We start from the raw sequence: 16,097 nt of genomic DNA, 5'->3' as shown, positions 1-16,097 counted from the left end.
CCCCCCCCCCCCCCCCCCCCCCCCCCCCCCCCCCCCCCCCCCCCCCCCCCCCCCCCCCCCCCCCCCCCCCCCCCCCAAACCCCCCCCCCCCCCCCCCCCCCCCCCCCCCCCCCCCCACGGGGGGGGGCTTTGCTTATGTCGAGGGAAAGCCGGCGACATGGCCGGCAACGCCATCGTCCGTCAATTCGGCGAGCGCTAGAGACTGGTCGAGATGCTCGGCCCGCCAGGCGAGCAACTTCTCGGCAAATTCCAACCGCGCTCGCAGATAGGCTGGATCGTCAGCGACGTTGGTCAGCTCGCCGGCATCTTTTTCCAGGTCGAAGAGCAAGGGCGGCAGGCCGCCGCCGAAATGCACATATTTGAACTTCCGCGTGCGGATCACGGCGAGATTGCACTGACGCGGACCGATGCCGAAATACCGTTCGGCATCACCATCCGCGATCGAGCGGAAATCGAACTCCCAATGCGCCGCATCGCGCCAATCGTCCGGCTCCGTTGCGTCCAGGAAAGGCGCCAGCGAGCGGCCGTCGAGATGCGGCAGCACTTTGCCGCCAGTGAGCTCGAGCCCAGTGAGCTCGAGCAAGGTCGGCGCCAAATCCACCGCCTCGGTGAAGCGGTCGACGCTGCTGCCGGCAGCCTTGCGGCGGCGCGGATCGCGAATGATCAATGGAATATGGTAGCTGCCGTCGAAGAAGCCGCCTTTGCCCAACATGAAATGATCGCCCATCATCTCGGCGTGGTCGGAGGTCAGCACGATGACGGTGTCGTCCCATGCATCGGCCACCTTGACCGCTTGCCAGACGCGGCCAAGCTGCGCGTCGACCTCCGAGATCATGCCGTAGTAGAGCGCCCGGATGCGGCGAAAATTATCGTCGCCCCAGTCGCGCACCTTGCCCTCCGAGCCGGGGCGGAATTTCGACCGTTCCTGCCGGTCTAGTTCATAGGCGAGATAGGGGTGGCTTGCGGCTTCGGACTGCCAGCTTTCAGCACGCTGGAAAACCGGACCGCCGACCGGATCGTACATGGTGTTGTAAGGCGCCGGCACGATGAAGGGCGGGTGGGGACTGATCAAGGAAAGATGCGCGAACCATGGGGCATCGCGCTCCCGCTCGCCGAGCCAGCGGATGAATTCGCCAGCCAGGAAGGCCGACGGCGTCTCGTCCTTCGAATAGATTGGCGGGGCGTTGCTGACCCCGCCGTCGTTTTCCAGGATTTCGCCCGCCGGGCGGTGGATGTCGGGGGAGCCGGCGCCGGCATCGACGCCGCGCGCCTTGAGCCATGACAGCCAGGGTTTCTGGTGCTCGGGCAGAAGCTGGCGTACGGTGAAGCCGGGCAGCACGCCTTCATAGCTCTTCAGCTGCGGGTCGCCAGGCGCCAGTGTGCGCGGATCGCGTGCCGTGTCGGTATAACCGAACAGCATCGGTTCATAGCCGAGGGCGCGCGCCCAGAGCGCTATGTTGCCGTGGCGGGCGTCGAGCGGCGTGCCGTTGCGGCAAACACGATTGTTCATCTGGTAGAGGCCGGTGTAGAGGCAGGCGCGTGCCGGCGAGCAAGGCGCGGCGCCGCCATAATGATTCTGGAACAAAACGCCCTCGGCAGCCAACGCGTCGGCATTCGGCGTTTTTACCACCTTGTGGCCAGCAGCTGACAGGCAGTCGCCGCGCCATTGGTCACAGGTGATCAGGAGAATATTGGGGCGTTTTCCCGTCAACCGCGGTATCCTCACGCTGGCTACATGCGTCGGTTCATGGAGCGCAATTTCGGCGACTATGCAAGCCGGTCCGGTTTGCCGAATGGTGAACAAAACCTGCTTGATTGTTCACCTTAACAGCACAGTCCATCCTGTGTTTGCCGCCTTTGCGGCCAGGAGGCGGATCCTCATATTTGCGTGGACAGCGGCAAGGGCCGCACCAGCACAAGGGAAGGAGCAGAAACATGCTCGACCAGGTCAAGGGCCTGCATCACGTCACCTCGATGGCCAGCGATGCGCGCCAGAACAACGAATTCTTCACCGGCACGCTCGGTCTGCGCCGGGTCAAGAAAACGGTCAATTTCGACGCACCCGATGTCTACCACCTCTATTACGGCGACGAGGTCGGCACGCCCGGCTCGGTGATGACCTATTTCCCGTTCCCGAATATCGGAAAAGGCCGCCATGGCGTCGGCGAAGTCGGCACCACCGCTTACTCGGTGCCCGAGGGCACGCTCGGCTATTGGGAGAAACGGCTTGCCGGGCAAGGTGTCACCGGGCTGTCCCGCGAGGCCACGTTCGGCGAGAAACGCCTTGCCTTCGCCGGTCCCGACGGCGACGGGTTTGCGCTGGTCGAGGACAGAGCGGACAACCGTGCGCCGTGGGCCAGGGGTGGCATTCCCAGCGACGAGGCGATCCGCGGCTTTCACTCGGTGTCGCTCAGACTGAAAGATGGCGGCGCCACCGAAGAGCTGCTGAAATTCATGGGTTATGAGGAGGTCGACAAGTCCGGCAATGTCAGGCGGCTGGCGGTGAAGAACAGCAACGGCGCCGGTGTGGTCGATATCGAATCGCTGCCGGGGGCCGGCTTCGCCAATCTCGGCGCCGGCTCGGTCCACCATGTCGCCTTCGCCGTCGAGAACCGCGCCAAGCAGCTCGAAGTGCGCAAGGCGCTGCTCGATACCGGTTATCAGGTGACGCCGGTGATCGATCGCGATTATTTCTGGGCGATCTACTTCCGCACACCGGGCGGCGTGCTGTTCGAAGTGGCCACCAACGAGCCGGGCTTCGACCGCGACGAGGATACCGCCCATCTGGGCGAGGCGCTGAAGCTGCCATCGCAACACCAGCATTTGCGGCCCTATCTCGAGCAGCATCTGCAGAAACTGGAAGACTGAGGGCAAGGTCATGAGCAAGGATTCGTATATTCACAAAGTGCTGCCCGGTTCGCCGGGCGGACCGCTGCTGTTCGTCTTCCACGGCACCGGCGGCGACGAGACCCAGCTTCTGTCGCTTGGACGCGATCTCGCGCCACAAGCGACGATCGTTGCTCCGCGCGGCGATGTCTCGGAACAAGGCGCCGCACGCTTCTTCCGCCGGACCGGCGAGGGCGTTTACGACATGGGCGACCTCGCGCGAGCGACAGAGAAGATGGCCGGCTTCGTCAAGGCACATGTCGAGACGGCAAGGCCATCTTCGGTGCTCGGCCTCGGTTACTCCAACGGCGCCAACATCCTGGCCTCGGTGCTGTTTGCCGAACCGTCGCTGTTCGATGCAACGGTGCTGATGCATCCGCTGATCCCGTTCGAGCCGAAGGTCAAGGACAGCCTTGGCGGCAGCCGCATCCTGGTCACCGCCGGCAGGCGGGACCCGATCTGTCCGCCTGATTTGACGGCGCGGCTCGAAGCCTATTTGCGCGCCGATGGCGCCGATGTCACAGTCGAGTGGCATGACGGCGGCCACGAGGTGCGGCCGAGCGAAATCGAGGCGGCGCGGCGGTTGTTCGCGGTGGCGCCGGATGAAAGGACCGCAAGCCATGTCTGACCTATTGCCGGAGATCGAACTGGAGGACCGCGGCTCGAAGGGCCGCTACTTCCTGCGTGGGCCGAACAGTGCCGAGGCGGAGATGACTTTCACCAAGGTTGGTGAGCATCAGATCATCATCGACCATACCGAAGTGCCGGATGCATTTCGCGGGCAGGGCGCGGGGCTTCGCCTGGTCACCCGTGCCGTCGAGGACGCACGTGCCGCGGGCAAGACGATCATCCCGCTTTGCCCGTTCGCCAATGCCCAATTCCACCGCCATCCGGAATGGGCGGACGTGCTGAAGCGGTAAGGCACAGCCTCGACGAATGTCGAAAGAAAAGGGTGCGCGGCTTTACCGCGTGCCCCATTGGAGGCGTACAAACACAGCGGCAACATGGGGATTTGCGCAGAGCGCCCGCTTTGCCTAAGTATTGCCAACAAACCGGCTCGCCGTCCGCGGCTCGACCACTTCAACCGAATGGCCCTGCATGACCGAATCCGATCTCGTTCCCGTCTTCGACGGCCACAACGACACGCTGCTCAGGCTCTACCAATCCAAGGATGCGGACGTCGAAAAGCTGTTCGTCGAGGGGACGCCGGGCGGCCATATCGACTTGCCGCGCGCGAAGAAAGGCGGATTTGCCGGCGGCATGTTCGCGATCTTCCCGCCGCCTGTCGAGAAATCCAAACGCGGCGCGGTGCCGCTGGCGCCGAGCGACAGCGAGCCCTTGCCGCCCGAGGTTCCGCGCGCCGATGCGCTCAACTCCACCATCGCCATGGCCTCAATCCTGTTCAGGCTGGAGCGGGCTTCGGCGCTTACCGTCTGCCGCAGCGCCGGCGATGTGCGGAAGGCGATGGCGCAAGGCTCGATCGCGGCGGTCTTCCATATCGAAGGGGTCGAGGCGATCGACCCTGAGCTCACCCTGCTTGACGTCCTCAACGCAGCCGGCCTGCGCTCGCTCGGTATCGTCTGGAGCCGTCCCAATGCCTTCGGCCATGGCGTGCCGTTCCGTTTCCCGTCGTCGCCCGATACCGGGCCAGGGCTGACCGATGCCGGCAAGGCGCTGGTGAAAGCCTGCAACCAGCTGAAGATCATGATCGATCTTTCGCATCTCAACGAAAAAGGTTTTCGCGACGTCGTCGAGATCAGCGACGCACCGCTGGTCGCGACCCATTCAAACGTGCACGCGATCTGCGGCCATTCGCGCAACCTCACCGAATGGCAGCTCGGCGCGATCCGCGACTCCGGCGGCATGGTCGGGCTGAACTTCGCCACAGGCTTCCTGCGCGAGGACGGCAGGATGAACGCCGACACCAGCCTCGACATCATGGTGCGCCATGTCGATTCGCTGCTGCAGGCGCTGGGCGAAGACGGCGTCGGCCTGGGCTCGGATTTCGACGGTGCCATGATCCCGGCCGTGATAGGCGACGTTGCCGGACTGCCAAAACTGCTAGACGCGTTGGCGGCACGCGGCTTCGGGCGCGCGCTGATTGAGAAGATCGCCTATCGCAACTGGCTAGGCATCTTGGAAAGGACCATCGGCTAGGGGCATGTCGATGTTCAGGTGATGCCGGCCTGCAAATGGTGGTTTCCTGCGCTTCCGGTGCTCACCCACGTACGCCGCGAACGAGTTTCCTGTCCGCGATAATTTTCCAAGCACTACCCGTCGTCTGCGGCCGGGGTTCGCAAGCCGGCGCGAACAATCAAAAACGGGATGGGACCGCAATGAATGCAGTGATAGGAAGCAGGGCCGCCCCCAGCGAGTTCCTCGACCAGGCGCTGTTCCAGCAGCCTGTTGCGTCGGAGCTCAAGCAGGGGATGCTCGCGGAGCTCGAGACGACCAAGGCCGGCTAATGAAATCCCAGATCGAACGACCTGAGGTCGTCATCGTCGGCGCCGGCTTCACCGGCCTGTCGGCCGCGCGTGAATTGAATCAGGCCGGCGTCGATTTCGTGCTGCTCGAAGCCCGCGATCGCGTCGGCGGACGCGTCGAAGCCATGCCGAATGGCCTCGGCGAGCGGATCGACAGCGGCGGTCAGTTCCTGTGCGAAGACATGCCGGAAGTGATGGCGCTGGTGCAGGCGTGCGGCAAGACATTGGTCGAGACGCATTTCGCCGGGGAGTTCATCACCCAGCCGTGGATGAGCGAGGCGCAAGCCGAGCGCACTTACGGCACCGCGATGCGGATACGCGAGCGGATGAACGCGATCGCACCGAACGATCCGGCCATCGCCGGTTTGACCGTCGCGGCATGGCTCGATCGGCAAAACGATCCTGACGAAGCCAAGGCGGCCTTTCATTCGCTGATTGAGGGCCTTTGGTGCCTGGCAATGGAAAGACTGCCGCTGTGGTACGTCATCGACAATGATCGCCGCATCACCAACGAAGTGTCGGAGCTGCAGTATTTCGTGCGCGAAACCATGCATTCGCTCGCCGATGATCTTGCGCGGGATCTCGGCGATCGACTGCGGCTGAACACAGCTGTCGAGGCCATTGAGCACGGGCAGGGAGGGGTTCGCGTCGTTTCGGCTGCCGGCGCGATCGAGGCACGAGCGGTACTGGTCGCCGTACCGCCGATGATGGCCTCGAAAGTGGATTTCGTGCCGCCCCTGCCGGCGGCGCTGGAGAGAGCCCTCGGCGTCTGGCAAAGCGGCGCGGTGATCAAAATGCTAGTGCGCTATCCCAAGGCTTTCTGGCGCGACAGGGGCTTGAGCGGCATGGTGATGTGGCGCGACCCGCACGGGCTTTTTGCCTGCGATGCCAGCAAGGACGAGGATCATGCAGCACTTGTCGTCTTCGTCGGCGGGCCGCTGGCGCAGCGTTGGCGGGATCTGGACGACGCAGCGTTACGCGCAAAGGTGACGTCAAAGCTGGAAGGGGCGCTAGGTGTCGAAGCGGTCGGCATTATCGATCTCAGCTATCGCGACTGGACAGGGGATCGCTGGAGCGGCGGCGGTTACAGCGATCTGATCGTCGATGCGACGGCAACTGATGCCGAACGCATTATCCGTGCGGGCGCGTCGCCGATCCATTTCGCCTCGTCGGAGCTGTCGCTGTCATTTCCGGGCTACGTCGAGGGCGCCATCGTCGCCGGCCGCGTTGCTGCGCTGAAAATTATTCAGTCGGGCATCACCAGCGGAGCCTCAGGGTCATAAGCGAGTGGATCGGGCTACCGACCGGGATCGACGCGCAGGCCAGATCGACGACATACTGGCGACCCTGCGCGAAGGCATTTCGCGTACGATGGACGGAGTCGAAGACGTCGATGTCGTCCCGCAGATGCAGGCTTTGGTTCGCCTTGGGCAGCGGCATTGTCCCGCGCTGCCGGAGCAGAGCTCGATACCGGTCGTTTGAGCCATATCGGGTTTCCTTGGAGGCGAACTGCCGTCTGGAACTATGCGTGGTGGTGTGCCCGCGTTCTGGCGGCCTTCTGCGCCGCCGCCTTCCTTCCGCTGGCGCCTTTCGTCTTGGCGCCCTTCTTTGCGGCGGCCGAGCGCTCCTCAGCCGTCCGGCGCGAGGCCGCACGCTTGGCCTGCTGCGACAGCGCCTCATGCGACGCCGTGCTCTTCGGCTCGTGCTCGAGCACCTTGGAGACGGCTTTCGAGACCCGCGGGCGGCGTTTCGGCGTGCGTTCGCCCTGGCCGGCCTCATAGGCGTATTCGGCGCTCTTGCGCGTGCTCTCCTTCACCTTGCCCTTTTTCGGCGGGGGCAGGTCTACGCCTGCGCGTCTCGCCTCGGAAAGCCCGATGGCGATAGCCTGCTGGGTCGAACGCGCGCCGTGCTTGCCGTGGCGGATTTTGTCGATCTCCTCGTGCACGAACTCGCCGGCCTGCGTACTCGGCGATTTGCCCTCGCGCTTGTCCTTTCGGGCTTTCTCGATGGTTTTCTTGTCCGGCATTGTCTTTCTCCCACATACGGGTTGCGACAGCCATTGGGTTGCAGCTGCGCGCTGTCTTATGAGAATCCTAACGTGTTGAGGACGCAAATGATCCCGGGACTGGCGATCCAAGGTCCAGTTGTCAGGACGTGGACGCCGATCTGTCCGAAATCAGATGGCGCAAGAACCATCGGCTCGCCAGACCCGCGACCTCGCCCAGGGCGCCGGGCTCCTCGAACAGATGTGTCGCGCCAGGAACGATGACGAGCTCCTTCTCGCTGCGGAGCGCCGCCAGCGCCGAGCGGTTGAATGCGATCACTTGCGTGTCCGCGCCTCCGACGACGAGCAAGGTCGGCGCCCGAACGCGCGGCAGGGCGAGTGCTGCAAGGTCGGGCCGGCCACCACGCGAAACCACGGCCGCGGCCTGGTCGGGCCGCTCGGCCGCCGCCACCAGGGCGGCACCGGCGCCCGTGCTCGCGCCGAAATAGCCAAGACGCAACCCGGACGTGTCCGGCGAAACGCCGAGCCAATCCGTGACGCCGACCAGCCGGTCGGCGAGCAGTCCGATAGCGCAACTCGGCCGTGACCTGGTCGATCCGCTCCTCTTCGGCCGTCAACAGGTCGATGAGGAAGGTGGCGAGGTTCGCCTCGTTCAGCCGTCCGGCCACGTAGCGGTTGCGCGGGCTGTGGCGGCTGCTTCCGCTGCCATGGGCGAAGAGCACAAGGCCACGAGCATCCGGTGCCAACGAAAGATTGCCCTCAAGCGTGACAGGTCCCGCGGGAACATGCACGACGTGCTCGCTATCCCAGTCCATATCCACCTCCGCTATGTCGATCTGGTGCCGTCCGCCGGACCCGGGCTCGCGTGCCCAGCCAACTCCTCTTCGGAAGCGGCAGGCTTGGGCACGGACATAGCGAGGAGCGCGCGGACCTCTTCATCGCTCGTCTGCGAGAAATCCACGTACCACCGCCCGACACCGAGCAAGGGCTCTGGTGTCGTCGCGCAAACGACCTCGTCGGCATCCGCCCGCATCGCGTCGCAAGTATCGGGGCTCCCGACGGGAACGGCCGCGACGATACGGGCAGCGTGGTTTTTTCGCAGCGCCCTGATCCCGGCCCGCATGGTCGATCCGGTCGCAAGCCCGTCATCCACGAGGATAATGGTTCGTCCATTCAACTGCGGTGGGGGTCGCCCGTTCCTATAGAGGTGCTCGCGGCGCAGAAGCTCTTTTTCCTCTCTTGCGGCGACCGCCTCGATGACATGTTGCGGGATCGCGAGACCGCTGACGATTTCGTCGTTCAGGACGCGTACGCCTGAGGGCGCGATCGCCCCCATGGCCAGTTCCTCGTGACCGGGGACGCCGAGCTTGCGCACGACGAAGACGTCGAGCGGTGCCTTGAGTGTCTGCGCGACCTCGTAGCCGACCGGCACGCCGCCTCGGGGCAGAGCCAATACGATCACGTCGTCGCGGCCGGCAAAGCGAACGAGCTCCCCGGCGAGTCGCCGCCCGGCCTCGCGCCGATCTGAAAATATGACAGCCATGATCTTCAATCCGCCTGCATCTGTTTTTCCGGTGGTTTTTTTCACCAGCCTGCGGCCACATCCCGTGGGATGGCTGCGGCACCGGCACCATTTTGGAACTCGCTCGCTGCCTGGACGTTCCAAGAATAGTTTCGATCGCGACGACCGTTTGCGCATCAGGTGCGTCGTCTTCCGGTGATCAACACGACAAGCGCCTCGTCGGCCTCATTGCCCTGACCTTGGGCGCACCGATGAGAAGCTGCCAAAATCGCTCTCGAAGGCGTGTCCGAGGCAACGGACGATTCCCGGCGCTAGACGGCCGTCCGCTGCCGATCTTGCTCTCGTCGAGACGAAAAGCCAGTTCGAACCTCGCCAAGACGGAGCGCCGACGGCACTGAATGGACCGGGGAATAGGTATCGGGAACAACGGGCAGGTACGGCTGTTTGGTCACATCAGACGTAGTCGGACTTGAACGGAAGGAGGACTTCGATGAATGCCACCGGACTCGATGTATTCGATAAGACACTGCAGACCACGAACATCTGGCTCGACGAGATCATGGACGAGATTGGACCGGATCGGCAGGTCGCCTGGCACGTTCTCGGAGCGGTGTTGCACGCCCTGCGCGACCGTATGCAGCCGGATCTTGCAGCCCACCTCGGCTCGCAGCTGCCGATCCTGGTGCGCGGCGCCTTCTATGACCAATATCAGCCTTCCAAAGCTCCCGAGAAGATGCGGTCGCTCGACGAGTTTCTCGCCAAAATCAACGTGGAGCTGGAATCTACCCGTCCGGTCGATTCCAAGGATGCATTCAGGGTCGTATCCAAGGTGCTTGCCCATCACGTCGGAGAAGGACAGATGCACAAGGTCTGGGACTCCCTGCCAGGCGAGATCAGACGCGTCGCCGAAGCTCAGCGGGCGGCATGAACGGCGCCGGCGCGAGTTTCTCGGTCGCAATCTCCTGGGGAAATAGCAATGGCACTCACCCTTATCAGCCCGGCATTCCCGGCAGGCGGAAAAATCCCCGAAAGATATACGCGTGACGGCCAGAACGTCTCGCCGCCGCTGAAGTGGTCCGGTGTCCCGGATGGTACCAAGAGTCTTGTTCTTGTCGTGCGGGATCCCGATGCGCCAAGCGGGATTTTCGGGCACTGGGCGGTCTTCAATATCCGGCCGGATACCGGCGGACTCGCCGAGGCCGAAGATGGCAAGCCCGGCCCGTCGGCCCTCAGGCAAGGCATCAACGATTTCGGCAACGCCTATTACGATGGTCCGCAGCCGCCTGCAGGGCACGGCGTCCACCATTACCACTTCCTGCTGGCCGCGCTCGATGTGCCGAGCCTCAGCGTGCCAGGACAGGCGGGCGTGCATCAGGTCTGGAAGCAAGCCCAGAAACACGCATTGGAGGAGACGGAGTTGGTGGGAACCTACGAACGGCCGGCGTGACGCGGGCCGCAACGGTCGCCATCTTCACAATGTAATCTGGGCAAGCGGTTTTCGGGCAGGGCCGTGGATGACCGAACCGTCGGCAGCGAAGATCGAGCCGTGGCAGGGACAATCCCAGGTGTGGTCCGCATTGTTCCAGGTTACAGTGCAGCCCTTGTGCGTGCAGGTCGCCGAAACCGCCTGGAGTGCGCCTTCGGTGTCTCTCCACGCGGCAATCTTTTCGTCTCCCCTGACGATCACGCCACCCATGCCAGGCGCAATGTCGTGGGTGCTCGAGACGATCGATTGACTGCGGCCATTCTTGTGGAAGTCCTCGGGATAGGGTCGCGCCGGATCGTAGAGTTTTTGCCATGGGCTCGGGCGGCCGCAGATCAGGTCGGCGATCATGGTGCCCACAGCCGTCCCGTTGGTGATGCCCCAGGCGTTGAAACCAGTGGCAATGTGGAAGCCGGCGGCCTTGGCGGGATCGGCTTCGCCGGCATATGGGATCCTGTCGGCCGTGTCATAATCCTCATTGCACCATCGCCACGCGACGTCGCTGACCGGAAGGTTCTTTTTTGCCCATTTTTCCAGTTCGACAAACCGCCTCGCCACGTCGCCGTCCCAGCCGGTGTTGAACTTGGAGCCGAGCGTGACCAGCAGCGGCCCATCGGCATCACGGCCCGTGCGGATGGAATGCGTCGGGTCGTCGATACCGATGAACATGCCGTCGACAGTGAGGGGATCATCGGTCCGAAAGGCTATGGCGGTGTGGCAGCGCGGTTGCGTCCGGTTCGCCATGCCGACGGGGCTCTTCACCGTCATATTGGTGGCGACGACGACGTGCCCGGCATCGACGGCGCCGCCATCGGTGACCACGCGCCAGCGGCTTGCCTCGTCGATCGAGATGGCGCGGCTGTTCTCGAAGATCCGACCGCCACGGGCCGTCACCGCTTCCGCCAGGCCAACGAGATACATCGCCGGATTGAACTGCGCCTGGTCGGCGAACCGTAGCGCGGCGGCCGTTTCGAAGGGCAGCGGCGCGCGGTCGAGGATCTCGGCCTCCAGCCCGACATGGCGCGCGGCCTCCGCCTCGGCCGCGATCTCCGCGCGCCGGCTTTCGTCGCAGGTGTAGGTATAGGCGTCCTTGCTCTCGAGATCGCAGGCGATTGTGTAATCGTTAACCCAATCGCGGATTTGTCGGGCGCCGGCGGAATTCGCATCGGCATAGGTCTGCGCCAGGTCCCGGCCAACGCTGTCGATGAGATGACGATAGATCAGCGCATGCTGCGTGGTGATCTTGGCCGTCGAGCGGCCGGTCACCTGTCCGCCCGTGCGCAGGCCTTCGAGGACGACCACCGACCGGCCTGCTTCGCAAAGCCGAAGCGCCGTCGTCAGCCCGATAATTCCAGCACCCACGACAACGGCGTCCGCACGGATCGAGCCCTCAAGCTGGGGATAGTTCGTGGAATTGGCCGCCGCCACCCAACAGCTTCCCGGTTTTCCCAAGAGAATGGCCATTTCAACCGCGCCCCTTGCGTCTCGATGCACTTCCATCGAAAACCGCGCCGGCAGGGGAACGTTCCCGCGCTTCGTCGCTTTCAATCGATCTCTCGCCACTCCGGGTCAGAAAGATGCGAGGTGCAGGCCATCATCCAGGTGATCGCCTCGCGGTCGTATTCGTCGCCGGAGCGCCAATCCTCAAAGAAGGCGTTCAGCCTATCGACACGCCCCGGCCAGATACCCGCGGCCTGCAGGCCGAGCGAAACGCCGTAATTGGTGAGGCGAACTTGGTGTCGCGCAGTCATGGCGCGCGGCTGAAATAGCCGGGCGGATCGACCCAACCGAGGCTCATCTGGCCCCGCCTATTCAATTCGCGCTGCGCGTGGGTCACCGGGAATTTGATGTTGGCCATGTCGCACGGACCTGCCGATAGTCGCACGAAACCTTGGAAATCAACGGTAGCAGTTCGCAACACGGCGCGACATGATCACCCGCAAAATCGTACTCAAGTCGCTGTATCTGTTGGTGATCCCGACAGGAATCGAACCTGTGACCTACAGATTAGGAATCTGCCGCTCTATCCTACTGAGCTACGGGACCATCGCGCCCGACACATAACCGCTTCGGATCGTTTCGCCAAGAGGCAGCTAGGCCGCTCGCTTGGGTTCGACCGCGAACGGGCTCAGGCCGAGCCAGGTCTGCATTTTGCGGGCGATATCCTGGTCGCCCGTCAGGATGACTTTCGGCCCGGCCTTCTCGACGGTAATCAGCCCCATCCAGATTTCGGTCATCGTGTGCAGGTCGGTCGAGACGTAGAGATCGACGTCGAAGCCCGGATCATACCAGCAGAGGTCGACTTCGCCGTGTTTCTCGACGATCAGCCACCATGACCGTTTGGAGGCGGGGAGTTCCTGGTACAGAAATTGTATCACCGTGCGCCCGTCGGGCAGTGGCGAGGCGTTGAGGTTGCGCCGCATGTCCCACATCAGCAGCGACGGATCGAGGTTCTTCAGCGACAGCCGCGACTCGACCCATTTCTGGCCCCAAAAGCCCATCGCCTGGACGACGGAACGCAGATCCCTGCCTGCCTCTGTCATCCGGTATTCGAAGATGCCTTTCTCGCCGCGCACCTCCTTGCGCTCGACAATCCCGGCCAGCTCGAGCTCCTTGAGGCGTTGCGACAGAAGGGTCGGCGACATTTTGGGGACGCCGCGGCGCAGATCGTTGAAACGGGTCGAGCCTGCCACCAATTCGCGAAGCAGAACCATGGTCCAGCGGGTGCACAGCACCTCCGCGGCCATCGATAACGGGCAGAACTGCTTGTATCCGGACTGGGTCATGATGTTGCCTTCCCCTCAAAACTCCGCTGGGACCATAGGCGCTTCCTAGCGGCGCGGCGAGTACAGAAACTGTACCGGCCCGGTACAGATCGCGGGACTGGCTGGCGCCGGCCTTGCCATGCGACCCCTTGGCCGCTGCACGGGATCCCCCTGTGCATGACCAGGAGACATGACCCATGACCGCTTACGTTATCGCAGACATCAAGGTGAGGGACCCGAAGTGGATGCCGGCCTATGCCGCGTCGGTCCACGACCTCGTTCACAAGCACGGCGGCAGATATCTGTCGCGCAGCGGCAATGTGAAGACGCTCGAAGGCAAGCCGCTCGACACGACGCTGATTGCCCTGATGGCGTTCCCGACCGAAGCAGCGGCGCGCGCCTTCACCGACGATCCTGCCTACGCACCCTTCGTTTCGGCGCGTCAGGGCGGCAGCGACGGCCGTTTCCAGCTGATCGACAACTCCGATCTGGCCGGAACCATCCCGTATTTGCCGAAGGGATGATCTTCCCCTGCATTCGTCGCATCGGGATAGGGATCTCCCAGCAACAACAGCCACAGCGCCCACCTGCCGGAACTCCCTATTTCCGGCGGCCGGCCGGGCTGTGCTTTTCAAGAAGAATGGAATGACTATGACAATCAACTTTCGCAACAAGTTCTTCGCCGCCGCGACGCTGCTGTCGGCCTGCACTGCGTTGGCTCAGGCGCATCAGGCAGCGCCCGCGTCCGGTCCCAATCCGCTGGCCGACAAGGTACGCGCCGCCAACAGCCGCTTCGAGAATGTGGCCGCGGCGACCGCCGAGGGCTATGCGCCAATCCCCTGCGCCAGCGGCATCACCGGCGGCGCCATGGGCATCCACTACGTCAATCCGGGCTACCTCAAGGACGACGCGGTCGATGTCGCCAAGCCTGAAGCCGTGATGTACGAACCAATGGCCGACGGCACACTGAAACTGATCGCGGTCGAATACATCACCTCGAAAGGCCCAGCCTCACTCGATGGGCATCTGTTCAACTTCAACAGCGCGCCCAACCGCTATGGCCTCGGCCCGTTCTATGAGCCGCATGTCTGGGCCTGGAAGGGCAACCCGACCGGCGCGTTCGCCGACATGAACCCGAACGTATCGTGCGAACCGACGACTGCTGCCAGCCAGTAAGCAGCCTAGCCAGGCGGCGCCAATGCCGCCTGGTCGCGCTGAATTGCGGGGCAGCCAGCAACGGGCGCAAAGACGGCTGAGACTGCGGAACTTTCGGGACGCCGGCGCGCTTTAGTGTCCCGAGGAGAGACAGCATGAGCGCCACAAAAGAATTCTTTGAAACCTGGCTGCAGGAGAATGTCGGCAATCTGCCGGCCGAGAGCGAGGTAAGTGTCGCCGTCCTGGCGCAGCAATTCGAACAGGATGCCGATGCTGCCGGCTATGGCCACGAAGTTCGCGACGACGAGCTCGGCAACATCCAGGAGGCGATCGAGGCAGCCCTGAAGAAGGCGAGGACAGGCGAGGAACCGCAGAATGCGGTCCCGATCGAAGACAGTGAGCTGGCGCCGGTCATGGAGGCGCTGGAGGTCGAGGATCCGAAGAGCGGGCCTTGAGCCGATAGAGTCGAATGGCTACGCCGCCAGCGCCGTCTCCGCCAGCTTCACCCAATAGCTCATGCCATGCGGGATGACCTCGTCGTTGAAGTCGTAGGCCGGGTTGTGCAGGCCGGCGGTATCGCCATTGCCGATGAAGATGAAGGCGCCCGGCCGCGCTTCAAGCATGTAGGAGAAATCCTCGCCGCCCATCACCGGCTGGATGGCGCGGTGCACATGGCTGTCGCCTGCGACGTCGGCCGCGATGTCGCTGGCAAAGACCGTCTCTTCCGGATGATTGAAGGTGACGGGATAGTTGGCATTGTAGTCGACCTCGATCGTCGCGCCGAAGGCAGCGCCCAGGCCTTGGCAAAGCGCGCGGATGCGCTCTTCGGCCTTCTTGGCGACCTCCTTCTTCAGCGTACGTACGGTGCCGGCGATCTCGGCGGTCTCGGGAATGACGTTATAGGCGTCGCCGGCGTGGAATTTCGTCACCGAGACGACCACCGCCTCGACCGGATCGGTGCTGCGCGAGGCGATCGTCTGCAATGCGCCGACGAGCTGGCTGGTGATGACGATCGGATCGATGGTGCCGTGCGGCATCGCCGCGTGGCCGCCCCGGCCCCTGACGGTGATGGTGAATTCGGCGGTCGCCGCCATGATCGGGCCCGGCCTGATGGCGAACTGGCCGACCGGCAGGCCCGGCATGTTGTGCATGCCGAACACCTTGGAGATGCCGAAGCGCTCCATCATGCCGTCCTTGACCATCTCGTTGCCGCCGCCGCCGCCCTCTTCGGCCGGCTGGAAGATGACCGCGACCGAGCCGGCGAAATTGCGCGTTTCGGCGAGGTATTTGGCGGCACCCAACAGCATCGCGGTGTGGCCGTCATGGCCGCAGGCGTGCATCTTGCCGGGGACGGTCGAGGCATAGGATTTGCCGGTGATCTCGTTGAGCGGCAGGGCGTCCATGTCGGCGCGCAGGCCGATCGTCGAGCCTTCGCCGTGGCGGCCGCGGATGATGCCGACGACGCCGGTCTTGCCCAGACCCGTCACGATGTCGTCGCAGCCGAAAGCCTTCAGCTTCTCGGTGACGAAATCGGCGGTCTTGAAGACATCGAAATTCAGCTCCGGCGTCTGGTGCAAATGGCGGCGCCAGCCAGCCACCTCGTCCTGCATTTCGGCGGCTCGGTTCAGGATCGGCATGATGGTTCCATTTCGCTGTTGGAGCAGGCGGTCTTGGCCTGCTGCTTTGCAATTGTGCCTGCTGCCTTGCAACCATGCACGCTGCTTTGCATTGTGCTGCTGCTTCCACATTGTGATCGGCAGCACTTTGCCATGTTGACGTCACATAGAGTAAATAGCAC

19 protein-coding genes and 1 tRNA gene are annotated in these 16,097 nt (G+C 63.7%); 10 read left to right on the top strand and 10 right to left on the bottom strand.

The genetic code is table 11. The features are described 5' to 3' along the window. Positions 1–133 precede the first annotated feature (133 nt). A complete protein-coding gene (locus AC0L2P_RS25280; protein WP_473505053.1) occupies positions 134–1,711 on the bottom strand; it encodes an alkaline phosphatase family protein in 1,578 nt (525 codons plus the stop codon). Positions 1,712–1,935: 224 nt separating this feature from the next. On the opposite strand from AC0L2P_RS25280, the gene AC0L2P_RS25275 reads away from it, so the two are divergent. The 5 genes from AC0L2P_RS25275 to AC0L2P_RS25255 all read left to right on the top strand — a co-directional run bounded on the left by AC0L2P_RS25275 (position 1,936) and on the right by AC0L2P_RS25255 (position 6,652). Continuing rightward, positions 1,936–2,868 (top strand): VOC family protein, encoded by a 933-nt coding sequence (locus AC0L2P_RS25275; protein ID WP_473505051.1) that lies wholly within the window; start codon positions 1,936–1,938, stop codon positions 2,866–2,868. A 10-nt stretch (positions 2,869–2,878) separates the two neighbouring features. Beyond that, entirely contained in the window at positions 2,879–3,514 is a 636-nt protein-coding gene (locus AC0L2P_RS25270; protein WP_473505049.1) for an alpha/beta hydrolase, read from the top strand. Then, positions 3,507–3,806, top strand: coding sequence for a GNAT family N-acetyltransferase (locus AC0L2P_RS25265; RefSeq protein ID WP_473505047.1), 300 nt, complete (start codon positions 3,507–3,509; stop codon positions 3,804–3,806). Before AC0L2P_RS25270 ends, AC0L2P_RS25265 begins: the two co-directional genes overlap by 8 nt. 178 nt (positions 3,807–3,984) lie before the next feature. Next, positions 3,985–5,043, top strand: a complete 1,059-nt coding sequence (locus AC0L2P_RS25260) for a dipeptidase (protein WP_473505045.1) — start codon at positions 3,985–3,987, stop codon at positions 5,041–5,043. 46 nt (positions 5,044–5,089) lie between these two features. After that, on the top strand, positions 5,090–6,652 hold the full coding sequence (locus tag AC0L2P_RS25255; protein WP_473505067.1) for a flavin monoamine oxidase family protein: 1,563 nt from the start codon (positions 5,090–5,092) through the stop codon (positions 6,650–6,652). Here the strand turns inward: AC0L2P_RS25255 and AC0L2P_RS25250 are convergent. The 4 genes from AC0L2P_RS25250 to AC0L2P_RS25235 form a co-directional block, all read right to left on the bottom strand. Continuing rightward, positions 6,627–6,809, bottom strand: coding sequence for a hypothetical protein (locus tag AC0L2P_RS25250; RefSeq protein WP_473505043.1), 183 nt, complete (start codon positions 6,807–6,809; stop codon positions 6,627–6,629). The two genes, AC0L2P_RS25255 and AC0L2P_RS25250, sit on opposite strands and share 26 nt — an antisense overlap. Before the next feature lie 82 nt (positions 6,810–6,891). After that, a complete protein-coding gene (locus AC0L2P_RS25245; protein ID WP_473505041.1) occupies positions 6,892–7,395 on the bottom strand; it encodes a DUF6496 domain-containing protein in 504 nt (167 codons plus the stop codon). Between the two features lie 121 nt (positions 7,396–7,516). Next, positions 7,517–7,873: a dienelactone hydrolase family protein gene (locus AC0L2P_RS25240; RefSeq protein ID WP_473505039.1), complete on the bottom strand. Its 357-nt coding sequence runs from the start codon at positions 7,871–7,873 to the stop codon at positions 7,517–7,519. Positions 7,874–8,200: 327 nt separating this feature from the next. Beyond that, a complete protein-coding gene (locus AC0L2P_RS25235) occupies positions 8,201–8,962 on the bottom strand; it encodes a phosphoribosyltransferase (RefSeq protein WP_473505037.1) in 762 nt (253 codons plus the stop codon). Positions 8,963–9,386: 424 nt separating this feature from the next. Here AC0L2P_RS25235 and AC0L2P_RS25230 point away from each other — a divergent pair, with 424 nt between their 5' ends. Next, a complete protein-coding gene (locus AC0L2P_RS25230; RefSeq protein ID WP_473505035.1) occupies positions 9,387–9,824 on the top strand; it encodes a DUF2267 domain-containing protein in 438 nt (145 codons plus the stop codon). 48 nt (positions 9,825–9,872) lie between these two features. Next, positions 9,873–10,343 (top strand): YbhB/YbcL family Raf kinase inhibitor-like protein, encoded by a 471-nt coding sequence (locus AC0L2P_RS25225; RefSeq protein ID WP_473505033.1) that lies wholly within the window; start codon positions 9,873–9,875, stop codon positions 10,341–10,343. A gap of 24 nt (positions 10,344–10,367) precedes the next feature. On the opposite strand, the gene AC0L2P_RS25220 is transcribed toward AC0L2P_RS25225, so the two are convergent. From AC0L2P_RS25220 to AC0L2P_RS25205, 4 genes are all read right to left on the bottom strand, one after another. Next, positions 10,368–11,843 (bottom strand): FAD-dependent oxidoreductase, encoded by a 1,476-nt coding sequence (locus tag AC0L2P_RS25220; protein WP_473505032.1) that lies wholly within the window; start codon positions 11,841–11,843, stop codon positions 10,368–10,370. An 80-nt stretch (positions 11,844–11,923) separates the two neighbouring features. Further along, positions 11,924–12,130 carry a hypothetical protein gene (locus tag AC0L2P_RS25215; RefSeq protein WP_473505030.1) on the bottom strand — a complete coding sequence of 69 codons (207 nt, stop codon included), beginning with the start codon at positions 12,128–12,130 and terminating at the stop codon, positions 11,924–11,926. A gap of 218 nt (positions 12,131–12,348) precedes the next feature. Further along, a tRNA-Arg gene (locus AC0L2P_RS25210) sits at positions 12,349–12,425 on the bottom strand. Between the two features lie 47 nt (positions 12,426–12,472). Continuing rightward, positions 12,473–13,165 carry a winged helix-turn-helix transcriptional regulator gene (locus AC0L2P_RS25205; RefSeq protein WP_473505028.1) on the bottom strand — a complete coding sequence of 231 codons (693 nt, stop codon included), beginning with the start codon at positions 13,163–13,165 and terminating at the stop codon, positions 12,473–12,475. Positions 13,166–13,341: 176 nt separating this feature from the next. On the opposite strand from AC0L2P_RS25205, the gene AC0L2P_RS25200 reads away from it, so the two are divergent. The 3 genes from AC0L2P_RS25200 to AC0L2P_RS25190 all read left to right on the top strand — a co-directional run bounded on the left by AC0L2P_RS25200 (position 13,342) and on the right by AC0L2P_RS25190 (position 14,754). Continuing rightward, a complete protein-coding gene (locus tag AC0L2P_RS25200; protein ID WP_473505026.1) occupies positions 13,342–13,668 on the top strand; it encodes a DUF1330 domain-containing protein in 327 nt (108 codons plus the stop codon). A 121-nt stretch (positions 13,669–13,789) separates the two neighbouring features. Then, entirely contained in the window at positions 13,790–14,320 is a 531-nt protein-coding gene (locus AC0L2P_RS25195) for a hypothetical protein (RefSeq protein WP_473505024.1), read from the top strand. A 134-nt stretch (positions 14,321–14,454) separates the two neighbouring features. After that, a complete protein-coding gene (locus AC0L2P_RS25190) occupies positions 14,455–14,754 on the top strand; it encodes a hypothetical protein (protein ID WP_473505022.1) in 300 nt (99 codons plus the stop codon). An 18-nt stretch (positions 14,755–14,772) separates the two neighbouring features. Here AC0L2P_RS25190 and AC0L2P_RS25185 read toward each other — a convergent pair whose 3' ends face one another. Next, a complete protein-coding gene (locus tag AC0L2P_RS25185) occupies positions 14,773–15,936 on the bottom strand; it encodes a M20 aminoacylase family protein (protein WP_473505020.1) in 1,164 nt (387 codons plus the stop codon). Positions 15,937–16,097: the final 161 nt, after the last annotated feature.

The sequence above is a fragment of the Mesorhizobium sp. WSM4836 genome (genome assembly GCF_055811815.1).
The sequence above is the reverse complement of the archived record's forward strand: the minus strand, read 5'-3'. Positions and strand labels throughout refer to the sequence as shown.

Bases quoted from the DNA above. Each gene is read 5' to 3' on its own strand.
- AC0L2P_RS25225 (WP_473505033.1), top strand. From the start codon at position 9,873: ATGGCACTCACCCTTATCAGCCCGGCATTCCCGGCAGGCGGAAAAATC.
- AC0L2P_RS25230 (WP_473505035.1), top strand. From the start codon at position 9,387: ATGAATGCCACCGGACTCGATGTATTCGATAAGACACTGCAGACCACG.
- AC0L2P_RS25245 (WP_473505041.1), bottom strand. From the start codon at position 7,395: ATGCCGGACAAGAAAACCATCGAGAAAGCCCGAAAGGACAAGCGCGAG.
- AC0L2P_RS25195 (WP_473505024.1), top strand. From the start codon at position 13,790: ATGACTATGACAATCAACTTTCGCAACAAGTTCTTCGCCGCCGCGACG.
- AC0L2P_RS25215 (WP_473505030.1), bottom strand. From the start codon at position 12,130: ATGACTGCGCGACACCAAGTTCGCCTCACCAATTACGGCGTTTCGCTC.
- AC0L2P_RS25270 (WP_473505049.1), top strand. From the start codon at position 2,879: ATGAGCAAGGATTCGTATATTCACAAAGTGCTGCCCGGTTCGCCGGGC.
- AC0L2P_RS25220 (WP_473505032.1), bottom strand. From the start codon at position 11,843: ATGGCCATTCTCTTGGGAAAACCGGGAAGCTGTTGGGTGGCGGCGGCC.
- AC0L2P_RS25250 (WP_473505043.1), bottom strand. From the start codon at position 6,809: ATGCCGCTGCCCAAGGCGAACCAAAGCCTGCATCTGCGGGACGACATC.
- AC0L2P_RS25185 (WP_473505020.1), bottom strand. From the start codon at position 15,936: ATGCCGATCCTGAACCGAGCCGCCGAAATGCAGGACGAGGTGGCTGGC.
- AC0L2P_RS25200 (WP_473505026.1), top strand. From the start codon at position 13,342: ATGACCGCTTACGTTATCGCAGACATCAAGGTGAGGGACCCGAAGTGG.
- AC0L2P_RS25265 (WP_473505047.1), top strand. From the start codon at position 3,507: ATGTCTGACCTATTGCCGGAGATCGAACTGGAGGACCGCGGCTCGAAG.
- AC0L2P_RS25275 (WP_473505051.1), top strand. From the start codon at position 1,936: ATGCTCGACCAGGTCAAGGGCCTGCATCACGTCACCTCGATGGCCAGC.
- AC0L2P_RS25190 (WP_473505022.1), top strand. From the start codon at position 14,455: ATGAGCGCCACAAAAGAATTCTTTGAAACCTGGCTGCAGGAGAATGTC.
- AC0L2P_RS25260 (WP_473505045.1), top strand. From the start codon at position 3,985: ATGACCGAATCCGATCTCGTTCCCGTCTTCGACGGCCACAACGACACG.
- AC0L2P_RS25205 (WP_473505028.1), bottom strand. From the start codon at position 13,165: ATGACCCAGTCCGGATACAAGCAGTTCTGCCCGTTATCGATGGCCGCG.